The organism is Candidatus Saccharibacteria bacterium oral taxon 488 (assembly GCA_010202845.1).
GTDB lineage: Bacteria > Patescibacteriota > Saccharimonadia > Saccharimonadales > Saccharimonadaceae > Nanosynbacter.
Window position 1 is genome coordinate 600,399 of sequence record CP047921.1, and the last position, 17,513, is coordinate 617,911.

The 17,513-nt window shown below is 50.4% G+C and carries 15 protein-coding genes; 6 read left to right on the forward strand and 9 right to left on the reverse strand.

All coding sequences use genetic code 11. The annotated features are described in order from the left end of the window. Positions 1-2 precede the first annotated feature (2 nt). Both GWK78_03155 and tuf read right to left on the reverse strand, forming a co-directional pair. A complete protein-coding gene (locus GWK78_03155) occupies positions 3-929 on the reverse strand; it encodes an L-lactate dehydrogenase (GenBank protein QHU94005.1) in 927 nt (308 codons plus the stop codon). A gap of 149 nt (positions 930-1,078) precedes the next feature. Further along, a complete protein-coding gene (tuf, locus tag GWK78_03160; GenBank protein QHU94006.1) occupies positions 1,079-2,263 on the reverse strand; it encodes an elongation factor Tu in 1,185 nt (394 codons plus the stop codon). A 127-nt stretch (positions 2,264-2,390) separates the two neighbouring features. Between tuf and GWK78_03165 the strand changes: the two genes are divergently transcribed. After that, positions 2,391-2,909, forward strand: a complete 519-nt coding sequence (locus GWK78_03165; protein ID QHU94007.1) for a hypothetical protein — start codon at positions 2,391-2,393, stop codon at positions 2,907-2,909. A gap of 135 nt (positions 2,910-3,044) precedes the next feature. Then, the gene (glmS, locus tag GWK78_03170) at positions 3,045-4,871 is read left to right on the forward strand and encodes a glutamine--fructose-6-phosphate transaminase (isomerizing) (GenBank protein QHU94008.1); all 1,827 of its coding nucleotides are present in this window, start codon (positions 3,045-3,047) and stop codon (positions 4,869-4,871) included. A gap of 10 nt (positions 4,872-4,881) precedes the next feature. On the opposite strand, the gene tgt is transcribed toward glmS, so the two are convergent. After that, positions 4,882-6,171, reverse strand: a complete 1,290-nt coding sequence (gene tgt / locus GWK78_03175) for a tRNA guanosine(34) transglycosylase Tgt (GenBank protein ID QHU94009.1) — start codon at positions 6,169-6,171, stop codon at positions 4,882-4,884. Here tgt and GWK78_03180 point away from each other — a divergent pair. Next, on the forward strand, positions 6,124-8,088 hold the full coding sequence (locus GWK78_03180) for a 1,4-alpha-glucan-branching enzyme (GenBank protein ID QHU94010.1): 1,965 nt from the start codon (positions 6,124-6,126) through the stop codon (positions 8,086-8,088). The genes tgt and GWK78_03180 overlap by 48 nt on opposite strands. Positions 8,089-8,130: 42 nt before the next feature. On the opposite strand, the gene GWK78_03185 is transcribed toward GWK78_03180, so the two are convergent. After that, entirely contained in the window at positions 8,131-8,709 is a 579-nt protein-coding gene (locus GWK78_03185) for a uracil-DNA glycosylase family protein (GenBank protein ID QHU94011.1), read from the reverse strand. Between the two features lie 80 nt (positions 8,710-8,789). Between GWK78_03185 and GWK78_03190 the strand changes: the two genes are divergently transcribed. Further along, entirely contained in the window at positions 8,790-9,242 is a 453-nt protein-coding gene (locus GWK78_03190) for a hypothetical protein (protein ID QHU94012.1), read from the forward strand. Here the strand turns inward: GWK78_03190 and GWK78_03195 are convergent. The 4 genes from GWK78_03195 to def form a co-directional block, all read right to left on the reverse strand. Further along, on the reverse strand, positions 9,223-9,936 hold the full coding sequence (locus tag GWK78_03195; protein ID QHU94013.1) for a hypothetical protein: 714 nt from the start codon (positions 9,934-9,936) through the stop codon (positions 9,223-9,225). The genes GWK78_03190 and GWK78_03195 overlap by 20 nt on opposite strands. Positions 9,937-9,984: 48 nt before the next feature. After that, positions 9,985-10,407, reverse strand: a complete 423-nt coding sequence (locus tag GWK78_03200) for a hypothetical protein (GenBank protein QHU94014.1) — start codon at positions 10,405-10,407, stop codon at positions 9,985-9,987. Further along, positions 10,388-11,098 (reverse strand): NUDIX domain-containing protein, encoded by a 711-nt coding sequence (locus tag GWK78_03205; GenBank protein ID QHU94015.1) that lies wholly within the window; start codon positions 11,096-11,098, stop codon positions 10,388-10,390. Before GWK78_03205 ends, GWK78_03200 begins: the two co-directional genes overlap by 20 nt. A 133-nt stretch (positions 11,099-11,231) precedes the next feature. Continuing rightward, complete coding sequence (gene def, locus GWK78_03210; GenBank protein QHU94016.1) at positions 11,232-11,834, reverse strand: peptide deformylase; 603 nt, start codon at positions 11,832-11,834, stop codon at positions 11,232-11,234. A 202-nt stretch (positions 11,835-12,036) separates the two neighbouring features. Between def and GWK78_03215 the strand changes: the two genes are divergently transcribed. Next, positions 12,037-13,797 (forward strand): ATP-binding cassette domain-containing protein, encoded by a 1,761-nt coding sequence (locus tag GWK78_03215; GenBank protein QHU94017.1) that lies wholly within the window; start codon positions 12,037-12,039, stop codon positions 13,795-13,797. A 44-nt stretch (positions 13,798-13,841) separates the two neighbouring features. Further along, entirely contained in the window at positions 13,842-14,495 is a 654-nt protein-coding gene (locus tag GWK78_03220) for a DedA family protein (protein ID QHU94274.1), read from the forward strand. 42 nt (positions 14,496-14,537) lie between these two features. Here the strand turns inward: GWK78_03220 and uvrA are convergent, their stop codons facing one another. Beyond that, the gene (uvrA, locus tag GWK78_03225; GenBank protein QHU94018.1) at positions 14,538-17,372 is read right to left on the reverse strand and encodes an excinuclease ABC subunit UvrA; all 2,835 of its coding nucleotides are present in this window, start codon (positions 17,370-17,372) and stop codon (positions 14,538-14,540) included. Positions 17,373-17,513: the final 141 nt, after the last annotated feature.

The following is a 17,513-nucleotide window of genomic DNA, read 5'->3' on the forward strand; positions in this document are numbered from 1 at the left end:
CATCACTCTAAACTACGAATTGCTTCTGCCACCACTTTGGCCGAATGACGCAGTGCCGCCTGTTCGCGCTCATTGAGCGGATATCCAGTCAAGATCTTCACGCCATCCGCACAAATCGTTGATGGCAGGCCGAGCACTACATCGTGCAGTCCATACTCGCCCTCAACCAGTGAGCAGACTGGATAGACCGAGCGTGACGACGAGCGTAGTGCCGAGACAATCTTGGAGATAACGAAACCAATTGCATAATACGTCGACCGCTTGGTCTCGATCACCCGGTACGCCCGCTGACGAATTTTCTCTTCAATGCCGTCGACCATCGCTGGCTTAAATCCCGGATAGTCAGCGAGCGGCACCTCACCGACTTGCGCCGATTCGATTGTCGCAAATGATGAATCGCCGTGCTCCCCTAAAATGTACGCATCAACCTCCCGACTGTGCACATCTAGCTCGTCTGCAATATATGATTTGAGCCGTGAGGTATCGAGTGCCGTCCCCGTGCCAAACACCCGACTCTTTGGCAAGCCCGATTCTTTCAACGCTACATATGTCAGTGCATCAACTGGATTTGACACCACAAGGATATACGGACGAGCACCGTTTCTCATAATATTTCTCACTGTCCCACGCATAATCTCGGCGTTCACGCCGAGCAGCTCCAGTCGCGTCTGCCCCGGTTGTTGCGGTGCACCAGCGGTGACAACCACGATATCATCAGTCTTGATGTCATCATAACTACCAGGCCGCACCACAACACACCGATCAATTCCCATTCCATCAGTGATATCCGCCGCTTGACCCCACGCCAGATCGGGGTTACGGTCAATCAGCACGATTTCCTCAACCACACTCCGTAGTGCGCAGGCGTATGCCGCTGTCGCACCGACCATACCGCCCGCACCGACGACCACCAACTTCTGTTTATTCATGTCTGTCTCCTGATTTTTTATTGCAATAACCCCTCTACTGTAACGCTATCTCGTTAACTTGTCAAACTGTTCATGATAGTCCATTGACAATGTAGCCCATCAAAAATCCCCCAGTTTCCCAGGGGATTTTTATGCTTAGGTTATGAAGATTATTTGTTAATCTTTGTTACCACACCAGCACCAACGGTACGGCCGCCTTCGCGGATAGCAAAGTTCAAACCTTGCTCCATAGCGATTGGGGCGAGCAATTTAACCTTGAAGGTTACGGTGTCGCCTGGCATGACCATTTCTTTGTCAGCTGGCAGCTCAACTTCACCAGTCACGTCAGTGGTGCGGAAGTAGAACTGTGGCTTGTAACCCTTGGAGAATGGAGTGTGGCGACCGCCCTCTTCCTTCTTCAAGATGTACACTTCAGCCTCAAACTCGGTGTGCGGCGTAATGGTGCCCGGCTTTGCCAAGACCTGGCCACGCTCAATGTCAGTCCGCTCAATACCGCGCAGCAAGACGCCGGCGTTGTCACCCGCTTGACCCTGATCCAGAGACTTCTTAAATGCCTCAATACCGGTCACCACAGACTTCTGGGTTGGGCGGATACCAACGATTTCAACCTCGTCGTTCAGCTTAACAACACCCTGCTCAATACGACCGGTTGCCACAGTACCGCGACCCTTGATTGAGAAGACGTCCTCAATTGGCATAATGAATGGCTTGTCCATGTCGCGTGGTGGCTCTGGGATGTAGTTATCCATCGCGTCAACCAGCTCCATGATAGCGTCTTCGTACTTCTCGTCGCCTTCTAGCGCCTTGAGAGCTGAGCCCTTGATAATTGGAGCATTCTCATCAAAGCCGTTCTTAGCAAGCAGCTCGCGAACTTCTTCTTCGATCAGCTCGACCATATCTGCGTCAGCCATGTCCATCTTGTTAAGGAAGACAACGATCTTTGGCACGCCAACCTGCTTTGCTAGCAGCACGTGCTCGCGGGTTTGCGGCATTGGGCCGTCGGTTGCCGCAATCACTAGGATCGCGCCGTCAACCTGGGCAGCACCAGTGATCATGTTCTTGACGTAGTCAGCGTGGCCTGGCATGTCAACGTGTGCGTAGTGACGGTTCGGTGACTCGTATTCTTGGTGTGAGCTGGCGATAGTAATACCGCGCTGGCGCTCTTCTGGTGCGTTGTCGATCTGATCATACGCAATGGGTTTGTTAACTGCGCTTGGGAGGCGCTTTGCGAGCACTGCCGTAATTGCGGCGGTCAGTGTCGTCTTGCCGTGGTCAACGTGGCCCATAGTACCGACGTTCACGTGCGGCTTGCTTCGGTCAAATGCATCTGCCATTTGTAGAAGTTCTCCTTTATTTAATTATATTTTCACGCGGGTACAGTCCATTAAACAGACCTCACGGCGTATGTTCTTGATTATAACTGGTTTGCAAACTGTTGTAAATAGGGTTTATACTATGAGCATGAGTATCTTTTCTAAGAAAGTGACACCCGAAGCAGCTCGCGCCGGTGTGTACCCAAAACGATTATCGTATGACGAGCGTCAGGAGCTAAATGCCGAGTATGATCGTCGTCATCAAACCAGTCTGCCGAAGCTACCCTCCTTAAGTATCGCCTTCCTTCTAACCATAGCGCTCGCAGCAACCTGGATGTTCATCAAGCTCACCACCTTATTTATCAAGGCCAGCGGACAGTCTGCCGTCTTTCTATTATTCTTTCTATTTATCTTCATCGCGATCTGCTACGGTGTTACATTTTTCTACGTCAAGCGCACCCTTGATAGGCTCAGCGTTAGTGGCACAAAATTTGTTATCGTTTACGTCGCACTCGTTAGTGTCGTACTCGGGTGCTGCCACCAACTCGGTGTCGCTCCCTTTCATACACTTCTGTCACTACCGCTCCCAACTTTGTTAATCTCTGCCGGTGGACACTACGTTGCGACGAGCATACTCGCCAGATGCTGCATCCATTTTGAATGGTGATATCAATAATTGTATTATATACAACACTTTCTTAAAGGGGTAGATTGTTGTAATTATTACTTTTTGTTCATTATTTTTCTGAGATGTCGTATACTGAAGAATGTGTATCAGTTAATGCTAAAGGAGAAATAATGTATGTGTGGAATTGTTGGCTATATCGGTGAGCGCGAGGCGCAGAACATCCTTGTCGCTGAACTAAAGCGGCTCGAGTACCGCGGCTATGACAGCGCCGGAATTGTCACCCTGTCGGGTTCTGCCACACCAACCCTGCTGCGCACCAAAGGCAAGGTGGCAGCGCTGGAAGAGCTCGTCGGACAACATAAGACGAGCGATACGGTCGGCATCGGACACACCCGCTGGGCAACGCATGGTGAACCAAGTAAACGCAACGCCCATCCACACCATGTTGGTGAGATTTATCTGGTACATAACGGTATCATTGAGAACTACCAAGACCTTAAAACGATGCTTTCTGGCCATGAGTACGAGTTTAAGAGCGATACCGATAGCGAGGTGTTGGCAGCCCTGATTGACTATCTACGGCGTGACTCACCGGATCTACTGACAGCAGTCACTGGCGCGTTGAAAATGGTGGTTGGAGCGTATGGCATTGCAGTGCTTGACACCACGAACCCCGAAGAAATTATCGTGGCTCGCCAAGGCAGCCCGCTGATCATTGGCGTCGGAGATAGCGAAACATATATCGCTAGTGACGCTTCGGCGCTGGTTGGCTACACCAATCAAGTGGTGTATCTACACGATGGTGAAATCGGCCGCTGCACTCGCAGCGGGCTAGAACTACAGACAATTGAATCGCAAAAGCTTGACGTCAAGATCGAAATGCTCGACATGGATATGCAGGCGATTCAGAAGCAGGGCTTTGACCATTTCCTCGCCAAAGAAATTTATGAACAGCCAACCAGCCTCACCTCCACCCTGGCTGGCCGCGTACTACCCGACCAAAAATATACGCGCCTGGGCGGTCTCAATATGAGCGATGATGAACTACGCCAAGTCAAACATGTCATCATCGTTGGCTGCGGCACTGCCTATTTTGCCGGTGTGCAAGCCAGCTACTTTATCGAGCAACTGACCGATGACGTGACTATCAGCATCGAGATCGCCAGTGAGCTACGCTACCGCGCATTCAACGTACCTGAACACTCGGTCGCTATGATTGTTAGCCAGAGTGGCGAAACGGCCGACACCCTTGCCTGCCTGAATGAATTGAAGCGACGTGGCGTTAAATGCCTCGGCGTCGTCAATGCCGTCGGCAGCACAATCGCCCGAGCGGTTGATGGCGGCGTGTACTTGCACGTTGGCGCCGAGATTAGTGTCGCCAGCACCAAGGCCTTTACCTCACAAGTCGCTGCTCTGACGATCTTTGGTATTATGCTCGCCAATGCCAAGGGCACCAACCCACAATTTATTGATGAATTTGTACAAGAATTAGCGATACTGCCAAGCGAGATCCAAAAAGTCCTCGATAAACAAGGTGCCGAGATACCTTCCATCGCTAGGGCGTATGCTGATTACAATCACGCACTCTATATCGGCCGCGATACGCTGTATCCGATCGCCATGGAGGGCGCACTAAAGCTTAAAGAAGTAAGCTACATTCATGCCGAAGCGTATGCCGCCGGTGAGCTGAAACACGGTCCGATCGCCCTGATTGATGATCGTTTCTTTGAGGTCTGCTATATCCAAGACAACTGGCTGTACGAGAAGTCGCAGAGCAACTTGATCGAGATGAACACTCGCGGTGCCCACGCTATCGTCATCACTGACACGACGAAAAAGGTGCCGGGCGAAACGGTGATTCGCGTCTCAACCAGATTAACGCACCTTACGCCACTTCTGTTCAATGTCGTGTCGCAACTCCTAGCCTATCACATGGCTGTCAAGCGCGGCCATGACGTCGATCAGCCGCGCAACCTCGCAAAGAGCGTGACAGTCGAATAATTCTCTCGCATTAGCGGCGATAATACGTCGCCAAAAACTCTTCACGAAACTTGTAAAATGTCCCTTTCTCTAGGCTGGCGCGAATATCATCAACTAGTTTGACGATAAATCGTTCATTGTGGATCGACAGCAGCGTGCCAGCCAGAGATTCGCGGGCATGGAGTAAATGACAGAGATAGGCGGCAGTATAATTCCTGCAAGTATAGCAATCGCAATTTTCCATAATCGGTTCAAACAGTTCACGGTATTTCTGGCCGCGAACATTGACCCGCCCAAACGGCGTGTAAGCCGCGCCGTTTCTGGCCACACGCGTCGGACTGACGCAGTCAAAGGTGTCGATTCCCTGTTCAATCGCCGCAAAGATATCGTCCGGCTCGGAAATGCCGAGTAAATGCCTCGGCTTGTTCTCGGGCAAGATTTGATTGACCCACTGAATCGTCTGCTCCATGGTTTCCTTTTCCAGTGCGCCACCGATGCCGTAGCCATCAAAATCCATTGCGCCTAAAAACGCAGCCGTTTGCTTACGTAAATCTTCATAATTCGCGCCCTGCAGCACGCCAAATAATGCTTGATATGGCTTGTCGGGACGAGCTTCGCGCAGGCGCTTAACCTCCGCCAAGCTCCGCTCCGCCCAGGCGTGTGTCCGCGCCAAGGCCTCAACTTGATAGTCATACGGATCAATCAGCGAGGTCAGCTCATCAAAGGCGAAGGTAATATCCGCGCCAATGCCCGCCTGAATCTGCATAGATAATTCCGGCGTAAATTTATGGTATGAGCCGTCCAGATGCGATTTGAACATCACGCCGTTTTCATCCACCCAAGCGTGGCGCGACGATTTTTTAGCGATGGCAATTTCCTCATCGACATCAGTGCTCATCGCCAGTACTTTCTTAAAGCCCGAGCCCAGACTTAGCACCTGAAAGCCGCCGCTATCAGTGAATGTCGGCCCGTCCCAGTGCATAAACTTGCCCAAATAACCAGCCTTTTCAATCAGTTCATGACCCGGCTGCAAATACAGATGATAAGCATTCGCCAGCACCGCCTGCGCGCCAACATCCGCCACCATCTCAGGTACCATCGCTTTGACATTAGCCTTTGTACCGACCACGATAAATGCCGGAGTCTTGATATCACCATGCGGCGTATGAATAACGCCAGTGCGCGCCAGCGTGCCATCAAGCCTAGACATTATTTCAAAAGAAAACGGTTTCATTTGATAGATTATATCAGTTTTTTCCGCTACACTATAACCATGAGCAAGAAAACGCTGGTTGACCTTGACCCGTGGCTGGCACCGCATGAACCCGTCATCAAGGCGCGCGAGGCTTATGTTTCGTCGACGCTGCGGAGGGTTTTGGACGGCAAATCGCCGGCGGATTTTGCGCTAGGATTCCGTCATTTTGGACTGCACCGCACTCAAGACGGTTGGATTTTTAGAGAATGGGCGCCAAACGCTACACGCATAGTGATGGTTGGCGATTTTTCTGACTGGCAAGAGCGCGAGGAGTTTGCCCTGCAGCCTGGTAGGCATGGTGAATGGAGCGTTAATTTGCCGGGGAGCGCGCTGCGCCACGGTCAGAAATTTAAATTGCGCGTCTATTGGCCGAATGGTGACGGTTGGCGTTTGCCATCATACGCCACCTACGTCGTTCAGGATAATGATTCGGTGGATTTTTCGGCCGTCGTGTGGAAGCCTGATGGGCCATATCAGTGGCAGCATGACGTTCCGCCTGCACCAAACGTGCCGCTAATTTACGAAGCACATGTTGGCATGAGCAGCGAGGAGGAAAAGGTCGCCAGTTTCAATGAATTTACCGCAAACGTCCTGCCTCGCATCAAACAGGCAGGCTATAACGCCATCCAACTAATGGCCATCGCCGAGCACCCGTACTATGGCAGTTTTGGCTATCACGTCAGCAACTTTTTCGCGGTGTCGTCACGGTTTGGTACGCCCGATGATTTTAAGCGGCTGGTTGACACGGCACACGGACTGGGGCTGCGCGTTATCATTGACATCGTTCACGCTCATGCCGCCAAAAATGAAGTCGAGGGCCTCGGTAATTTCGCGGGTGATCCAACGCAATATTTCAAAGCTCACGACCATCCAGCGTGGGATTCGCGGCTGTTTGATTATGGCAAACCGGAAGTACTGCACTTTTTGGCCAGCAATTGCCGCTGGTGGTTGGACGAGTACCATATTGACGGCTTTCGGTTTGATGGTGTAACCAGCATGTTGTATCACGACCACGGTTTGGGCAAAAGTTTTACCAGCTATGATGATTATTTTACTGATGATGTCGATAAGGACGCCTTGGTCTATCTTAGACTGGCAAATGACGTCATTCACACCGTTCGCCCCGATGCCACAACCATTGCCGAAGAAATGAGCGGGCTACCGGGGTTGGCGGCACCGGCTGAGCATGGTGGTTTGGGCTTTGATTATCGATTAGCAATGGGCGCGCCCGACCTCTGGATTAAAACACTGAAGGAAAAGCGCGACGAAGATTGGGACTTGGGCGAGCTGGCGCACACCTTACGTTCACACCGCCCAGAGGAAAAAGTCATCACCTACGCCGAAAGTCACGACCAAGCCTTGGTCGGCGACAAGACACTGATTTTCCGGCTGATCGACAAAGCCATGTATTGGCACATGAATAAAGCCGACCCTGACCTGACCGTGGAACGTGGCATAGCCCTACATAAACTGATTCGACTGCTGACAGCCGGACTACATGGTGGCGGCTACCTTAATTTCATGGGCAATGAATTTGGGCATCCCGAGTGGATCGACTTTCCGCGCCAAGGTAATAATTGGTCGTTCAAGCACGCACGGCGCCAGTGGAGTTTACGCGACAATGGTTTTCTCAAATACCAATGGCTAGGTGAATTTGACGCGAGCCTGATGAAGCTCATTAAAACCGTCGACGACCCAGGTATTCACTACCTCACCATTCACCAGCACGATCACGTGGTTAGTTTCATGCGCGACAATCTGCTGTTTATTATGAATTTCTCGCCCAGCCAGTCGTGGACGGGTTACAGCATACCAGCGGCGGCTGGGTCATACCGGGTAGCACTCAGCAGCGACGACCAACAGTTTGGCGGACAGGGCCGGGTTGATCCTAATGGCCGCTACTTTACGACGCCGCATAACGACGAGCACATTATACGTGTATACATACCGGCACGAAGTGGCCTCGTACTACAAAAAGATTGACCGCGAAGCTATGTTAGTATGAATACCCTACCATGATCTTGACTACTGTGCTAATTCTTTGACCATCTTAGACAGAATCGGAATGACGTTCATTTCGAACCACGGATTGCGCACCCGCCAGCGGAAGTTAAGCGGTGATGGATGGACAAGTGGAAAATAATGAGGCAGATACTCCACATAATGCGCGACTGTTTCGGTCAGGTTGCGCTTCGCCTGCTTATTAAGATAGTATTGCTGAGCATGAGCACCAACTAAAATCGTCAGCCTCACATCCGGCATCTGTGCTAGCAGCCGTGGATGCCACTTTTTGGCAAACTCCGATCGCGGCGGTAAATCACCATGCGCAGCCTTACCTGGATAATAAAAATCCATTGGCATTAGAGCAAACAAATCAGGATCATAAAATTGTTCATCGGTAACCCCCAGCCACTGACGCAACGTGCGACCACTGGCATCATTCCATGGCGTGCGTGTTTCCTGCGCTATTCGTCCCGGCGCCTGACCAACCAGCACGATACGTGAGCGGGGTGAAGCGGTATAGACTGGCGGCCAACCACGAGCGTGAAACGAAGCATTCATACTATCTTGATCGATTTCATCATATAGCAACGGCCTAGTCATCACATTAGTATATCACAATCATTCTATACTGTTCACGCTTCAGACTGCCCTTCGTCAATATTATGTGATATATTGTTCACATGGATATAAACTCAAAAAATATCATAGCCACCTTGATCTCGCTCGGCATCCCACCAGCCTCAGCAACGATCATCCATTGCCTCCTTGTCGCCCCACCGTACCACCATAGCCACACGAGCCTGCATGAGCAAACTGGCTTTAGCAAAGCAGCCATTACTGGTGGATTACGCTACCTAGAAACGCTTGACATGATCTCCTACCAAACAGACAGTTCACGGCGGCAGCATATCGCTCTTGCTATCAAGCCGCTCGTCAGCTACATTCAACAACGTATGTTGCTGTTTGATAAACTGGCTGACGAATTACACGCAGCGTCAGCCGAACAAGCAGACGGTGAGTTTTCATCGGATATCGCCAGGGTAGCTGAGCTGTGTAGCGCAATCAACGAAACAATTTGGCAGGCTATAACGACCTGGGAAGAGCAATATACCTCTACTCATCCATCGAAGTAAGATATTCTTCTAGGAAATCGCCCCACTCCGGTGCATTCTTTTCTCGAAAATAGGCACGAAGAAAAGTAACCATAGTTTGCTGACGAATTAACGCTTCGTCTCGGCCCGGGTCGGTCATCATAATCTTTGGTAGCTTCAATAACTTTTCAAAGAAATAATTAATGAAGCTATCGCCATCATGTGTACCGCCGTTGGCGTTATATCGATGCGCATCAATGTTCACATCAGGCCAAACAGTTGGATCAAATATCCGACAACTACCGTGATTCACCGCATAGACAAGCGCCCGCTCAATACCACATGCCCCGATCGCATCACACATATCGGCATCAGACACTATCTGACCGGCCAAACGTTCTGGCCGCACACCATGTAGATAACGACTATAGCCAATCCGAGCAATATTATGACGCACCGCATCCTGCAAATCAGCCGCAATATTAGCCTTCACCATAATTGACGTGGCATTGTTGAGTTCATCCGCTTGCTCTTTGCCAACTAATTTATAGTCATCAACATCGTGTAGCCATGCCGTCAGCAGTACTTCGTCCATCGAAGCCGCTTCTTTATACTCATTCGCGAATCGCTCTGCTAGCCGTGCTACACGCTCAACGTGATCGTCGCTATGGCCTGACGTATCGCCGCCAAGCAGTCGGCAAACTTCCCGTCTTACTATCGTCATTGATTTGTTCATAGACTTTATTATACACCCCCATGCAAGTTATGGGCGTAAATCTATTTATTAGCTACGAAATCCCAAGATGCATAATGCATCATACACGCTCGGAACAACGTAAACTAGTTCGCGCAGCATGATATCAACCGGTGCTATTCGTGAAAAGATTGGTTTCTTTAATGCGAGAGCATAACCGATCTCCATCGCAGCACTTATGCCAACATAGCCTTTGGGGGCATGCAGTAAAATAAAATCAGACTGCTCGATAGCCCGTAAATGCCAGTTTTCTATCTCTCGAGGCGACAGGCCAACTTCTGCAGCGTCAACAACAAATTCACCGTCCATAAAGTCCACTCGTCGCGGTGACAATACCTGACAGCCAGTTACGGCTAGCTCGTCGTAAGCGCGCCGCAGCCCGCCAATATCGCGCCTGTACGACCCGCACAATACCGCACGTGCTGCCCGCGGCCTAGAACTCCGCACTACCATATTCATATATTATTTCAGTCAACTCGCCGCACCCGTTGATACACGCCGTGATTTCTCGCAAAAAACTCTTGTACTTTTTTGGCTCATCACGCATCTCATCGAGTGTACGCCAGGCATTTCTGCCGCCCTCAAACCGTACGGCCAATTTACCCGAAAACACCTTGCAAAACATCAGATGAAAGATCTTGTCCTCGATAATTTCACCTGTTTGTGCATGGCGCACACGTTCATGGTACACCCCGCGATGAACAAACTCACCCCGTAACCCCGTCTCCTCCGTCAATTCACGCGAGGCCGCATCGACGATCGACTCGGCCCACCGCACTTTGCCAGTAGGCGCACCCCAAAACCCATAGTAGGGGTGCTTGAGCCGCTGCTGCAATAAGTACTGTTTTTCTCCTTCATGCTCGCGCTCGATCACGAGCATAACTGCCACCTTTGGCTGCCGCTCAATAACACCGGCATCAGTATCAAGCTTATTCGCATACTCCTTACCCTTGACCGAGAGGCAGTAACCGCCGTCGACTTTCTGCACATAACCTAGCTCAACGAGCCGTTTGATGTGAAATTTGATATGATCGCTTTCCAGACCGCTCGCTTTTTGTAGTGTTGCGAAATTAGCCGCTGGCAAAAATAACAATTCCCGCAAAATTTTCGTTTGTGCCTCATGGATCTTTGCTTCAAAACTCATATCGTCTCCTTTTGGCTCTAGTGTAGCGCGATCAGACGAGAAAAACTAGGGAAGTCGACTTCCCTAGTGTAGAGGCGTAGAGGCGTCACACTCCTCTCATAGAATCAGAGATTAGATAATCTCAACAGCTACATCATTCCTGAGTACCGTCAGCCGACGCGCTGCGGATCGCCAATTCGGCCAGGTCGGCCTCCTCTGTCCGCGGCCCACTTTTTTCTATCCTGTCTGTAAAAAAGATACCGTTCAGATGATCTACCTCGTGCTGGATAACCCAGACAAGCATACCATCAACATCAACATCAAAGGTCTGTTCATGCGTCTTACCCTGCTCGTCTGTCCATTGCAGCGTAATCTCAGGGTAACGCGTCGTAAAGCCCATTGGTGTCGTTTCGGAATCACCCGTCACTCCACTCAGGCAGCCCTCTGGATTCGAGCTCTTCATAGGTTCACCGCTATATTTAACGATCTTGGGGTTAATTGCCACGAGCCGAAATGGCTTGGCTTTGGCATCCTCAGGCGGCCGCACATCAATGACAAAGATTGCGAGATTGCTCCCAATTTGATTAGCGGCGATGCCTACGCCCTCGGGACCCTGTGAATGCAGCGTATCGAGCATATCTGTTATGGTCTGCTGTACATAATCGCTCCCTATGTCCTCACGTTTGACCGGTACGGCTTCTTGCGTTAATATTTCACGGCCATCTTCAGTAAAGATTTTTTTAATTTCGCGTTCCATGTTTTTATTATACCATATTTATGGGTAGTAAACAGTAACTCTGTCGCAATATTGACGATTCTTCCATCAGTTGACAGCCAACCCGCCCCTGTTATACAATGAAATTTGTATTATTATCGTGAGTCTTGGTCGCCCGAGTCCACCATAGCGAGTCGTGGATGACCTATCTTTATGTCAAAATATAAATCTAAGGAGTTTTACCTTGCAACAACACGCAAAAACAACATTACAATTACTATGGCGAGCGTCGCGTCCATACAAATGGCGGCGCAACCTTGCTCTCATCACAGCGACACTAACCTTAGCGGTAGGCACAATTGTCGGGCCGCTGATTATCGCACAGCTCCTGGACATGATTCAACATGGTCAGCTACAGACCGGCTCTGTGTGGACGCTTGTGATTCTCTATGGCCTCAGTCAACTATGGTCAGAGATTATTGGGTGGCGGATAGTACTATATTTGATGTGGACGCTAGAAACCATTATGCAGCGCGACATCGCAAACAAGGTATTCGCCAAGCTAGCTGGCGAGACCATGTTTTTCCACTCCAACAAATTTGGCGGCTCGCTCGTCAGTCAAAACAGCAAGCTCAGTGGCTGTGTTGAACGATTTTGGGATGAACTAGTATGGGCAGTACTGCCGCTGGTCATCTCACTCACCGGATCAATTGTTATCCTGTCAATGTTACTCTGGCAGTACGCGCTCTTTCTATTCATGTTCTCGATCATCTTTGGCGTAGCCGTCTTCTTTGGATCGCGTCCGATGGCCAAATTAAGTAGGCGTGAGGCGGAGGCCAGCAACAAAGTAAGCGGCAACCTCGCTGACATGGTGTCAAATGTGCTTGCTGTTAAGTCATCCAGCGCTGAAAAAATCGAGCAGCAGCGATTTGATAAAACGAATCGTGCATGGCGCAGGGCTAGCCTGGCCACCATGCGAGGATTTCTCACTGTCAGCAGTGTTTACTCAACGATAAACACCAGCATCCGAATCGGTGCCATCGTGTTCGCTATTTATGCAGCACAGCATAATATCGTTTCGGTCGCAGCGGTGTACTTAATCATTACCTACACTGGCAGTGTCGCCCGTGAGCTGTGGAATATGAATAGCATCATGCGCAATTATAACCGTATTATTGGTGACGCCCATGAGATGGTCGAGATATTACACACACCAACATCACTTGTTGATAGAAGTGATAAAAAGCTTCACGTCGATCACGGTGTCATTGATTTTGATGCCGTGACCTTTACACATGACGAGGGTAAAGGCGCAACCTTGTTCCACAATTTTTCACTACATATTACGCCAGGCGAAAAGGTCGGGTTGGTTGGTTCTAGTGGTTCGGGCAAGACGACTCTGACGAAATTGCTGCTGAGATTTGCCGACATCGACTCGGGCACAATCATGATTGACGAGCAGGACATTGCCGAGGTCACACAGGCCAGCCTCCGTTCGCAGATCGCTTACGTGCCGCAGGAGCCGCTGCTGTTTCACCGTTCGGTGCGTGAGAACATTGCCTATGGCAGGGCCGACGCTACTGATGCCGAGATTGAACAAGCAGCCAAAAAGGCGGGGGCCTATGATTTTATTACTCAGCTGCAGGACGGCTTTGACACACTGGTCGGTGAGCGCGGCGTAAAGTTGTCGGGTGGACAGCGCCAGCGCATCGCTATCGCTCGGGCCATCGTGAAAGATGCGCCAATCTTAGTCCTCGACGAGGCGACCTCGGCGCTTGATTCTGAGTCAGAAGTTCTAATCCAAAAATCACTCAAGACACTGATGAAAAACCGTACCTCAATCGTCATTGCTCATCGACTTTCAACAATCGCCAAGCTTGATCGAATCATCGTGATGCATAATGGCAAGATAGTCGAGGATGGCTCGCATGATCAGCTCATTAAGCATGGCGGCCACTACGCAAAACTGTGGCAGCATCAATCTGGCGGCTTTATTGACGCCTAGTCGGTACAGTCTCTAGATAATATGCTATAATGCATAATGATATGATGCAGGCGTTCATTGATTTCATTGTTCACTTTGGCGTTGTCGCGATTTTGCTGGTTGTCTTTGCTGAATCGGGCCTACTCTTTGGTTTCATTTTTCCGGGCGACAGTCTGCTGTTCACGGCTGGCTATATGGTGCAGCAGCATATTTTACCAATTGACGTCCACTTCTTTGCACTCCTGCTCTCATTAATGGCTATTCTCGGCGACAGTGTCGGTTACGCATTTGGACATAAAGTTGGCCGTAAATTATTTGAACGCAAAAACTCTCGCTTCTTTAAGAAAAAATATCTCGTACAGGCTGAGAAATTTTACGAAAAACACGGGTCACTTACCGTAGTATTGGCGCGGTTTGTACCGATTGTGCGTACGTTTGCGCCAATCGTGGCCGGCGCTAGCAAGATGCACTATCGAACTTTTATTATTTTTAATATTATCGGTGGTGTTATTTGGGCCACGCTTTTCACCTACCTTGGATTCTTTGCTGGCAAGGCGCTCACCGACGCTGGTGTTAATATAGAAGTCGCCGCACTGATTATCATCTTCTTGTCAGTGCTGCCAATGATCATTCACGCCCTCAAGCAGGAGCATACTCGCGCGGCGTTGCGCCAACAAGTATCAGTCCTGCTCGGCAAGACTCGCCGCAAAAAGCAATGAGCCTTCATGATGTAAGCTGCTTATTAGTAGCTATATAGCCAACTACAGCAAACTTTTCAGATACGTACCGGTAAATGATTCTGGCACTTTGGCGACTTCTTCTGGCGTACCGCTCGCTACTACCGTACCGCCGCCGAGACCGCCCTCAGGCCCCATATCGACAATCCAGTCGGCTGATTTGATGACATCCAGATTGTGCTCAATAATAATCATACTGTTACCACCATCAACCAGCTGCTGCAAAATCCCCAGCAGCCGCTTGACGTCGGCAGAATGTAGCCCAGTTGTCGGCTCATCCAGAATATACATCGTCTTGCCCGTCGAGCGCTTGGAGAGTTCTGTCGCTAGTTTAATACGCTGTGCCTCGCCGCCTGAAAAGGTGGTCGCTGGCTGGCCGAGCTTGATATAACCAAGACCGACTTCCACCAGCGTCTGTAGTTTCCGAGCGATATTTGGCACGCTATCGAAAAATCCTGCCGCCTGCTCGACCGTCATATCGAGTACATCAGCAATGGTCTTATTTTTATACTTAATCTCTAGCGCCTCACGGTTATAGCGCTGGCCATGACACTCGTCGCACTGGACGTAGACATCCGGCAAGAAATGCATTTCGATCTTGATCATACCGTCGCCTTGGCAATTTTCGCAGCGACCACCCTTAACGTTAAAACTGAACCGCCCCGCTTTATAGCCGCGGACATTAGCCTCAGGGGTACTGGCAAACAGTTCGCGAATTGGCGTAAAAATACCAGTGTAGGTCGCTGGGTTAGAGCGCGGCGTGCGGCCAATTGGCGACTGGTCGATGACGATGGCTTTATCCAGCTGCTTGATACCCTCAATTTTATCGTGTGCCCCCGGCACATCGCTGGCTCGATTAAGCCGTGCCGCTAATTCTTTGGCGACGATATCATTGACTAGCGTCGACTTACCGCTACCTGAAACACCCGACACTACTGTCATCAGACCCAACGGAAATGCCACATCAATTTGTTTCAAATTATTCTCGCGAGCGCCGCGAACGATCAGCTGACGGCTCGCATCGGCCTGGCGGCGATGTTTTGGTACGGCAATTTTTTCTGCACCCGACAGATACCGGCCAGTCACGCTATCTGCACATTTGGCTACCTGTTCAGGAGAACCCAGCGCCACCACCGCGCCGCCATGCACACCAGCGCCTGGGCCCATATCGATCAAAAAGTCACTCTGCCGAATGGTATCCTCGTCGTGTTCGACTACCAGCACCGTATTGCCGAGATTACGTAGGTGCTTCAGCGTAGCAATCAGCCGATCATTATCGCGCTGATGCAAGCCAATCGACGGCTCATCCAGCACATACAGCACACCCTGCAAACCGCTGCCAATCTGTGTCGCCAGCCGAATTCGCTGCGCCTCGCCACCGCTCAGTGTATTGGCGGCGCGCCCTAACTCCAAATAATTCAGCCCGACATTACTCATAAACCCGAGCCGGGCGGTAATCTCCTTCAGAATCAGCCGCGCAATCATCGCTTGCTGCTCATTCAGTGTTAACTTGTGAGTGAACAAATCGAGCGCATCATCAACACTAAGGTCGCAAATATCCATGATATTCAGACCCTGCACGGTTACCGCTAGGACAACTGGTTTCAGCCGCGCGCCGCCGCAAACATAACAGTCCCGCTGGCGCATAAACCGCTCAATGTCCTTGCGCATAAATTCGCTATCGGTTTCTTTCCAGCGCCGCTCCAAATTGGGAATCACTCCTTCATAGGTTGTATCGTAATGCCGCCCATTGCCAAGCTGTACTGGATATTTCTGATCGCCTGTACCGTAGAGTACCTTCTGGCGCGCCTCATCAGACAACTGCCCGACCGGCGTCCGGATACTGAAACCATGCGCCTCGGCTACCGCCGAAATCTTGCGCATGTAAAAGTTATCGACATTGATCCGGTTGTATGGCCGAATCGCCCCCTCGGCAATCGTCAGATTCTCATTCAGCACTAAACTAGGATCGACTTCCAATCGGCTGCCAAGTCCGGTACAGCTCGGACAGGCCCCTTGCGGTGCATTAAAACTAAACAGACGCGGCTCAAGCTCTGGGATCTCCTCATCCGGATGATCAACACAGGCATATCGCTGTGAGAACGTCTTCAGTTCATCCGTATCAGCATCCAGCACCTCAACCACACCCTGACCAAGCTCTAGCGCCTGCTCGACGCTCTGGCTCAACCGGCTAGTCAGGTCATTGTTCATTGCCAGGCGATCAACCACTAACTCAATACTGTGCTTATAGCTTTTCTGTAACTGCGGAAACTCATCCAGTGCATACACCACCCCGTCAACTCGCACCCGAGCATAGCCTAGCCGCCGATACTGCTCTGGAATGTGCGCAAACTCGCCCTTCTTATTTTTGACAATTGGCGCGAGTAGCAGCAACCGCTTGCCATCATATTGCTTAGCAATCTCCTGGATGATCGCCTCGGCTGTGCGGCGCGACACTGGCTTATGGCAGCGCGTACCGTCTGGTTTGAGAGCCGGACAATGCGGCGCGCCAATCCGCGCAAACAAGAGACGTAAGTAATCGTAAATCTCGGTCACCGTCGCCACGGTTGAACGCGGATTACGGCTGGTTGATTTTTGATCAATTGAGATTGCCGGACTCAGACCCTCGATGCTATCAACATCCGGCTTATCCATAATACCTAAAAATTGCCGCGCATAACTCGACAAACTCTCGACGTAGCGGCGCTGCCCCTCGGCGTAAATCGTATCAAACGCTAGCGATGACTTACCGCTACCACTCAGGCCAGTGATCACCACTAATTTATCGCGTGGGATCTCCACGTCGATATTTTTCAGATTGTGTTCACGAGCGCCCTTGACGCGAATTACCTCTGGCATATCTGGTCTATTATACCGAATAGGCGTTTATTTTTCCAGTTGCAGCGGGCGAGATAATTTCCCCTGATACCACACTATAAATATATTTATAAAAATATATTATGCTTATGATTGCAAATATAATAATCGGCTGTTATAGTA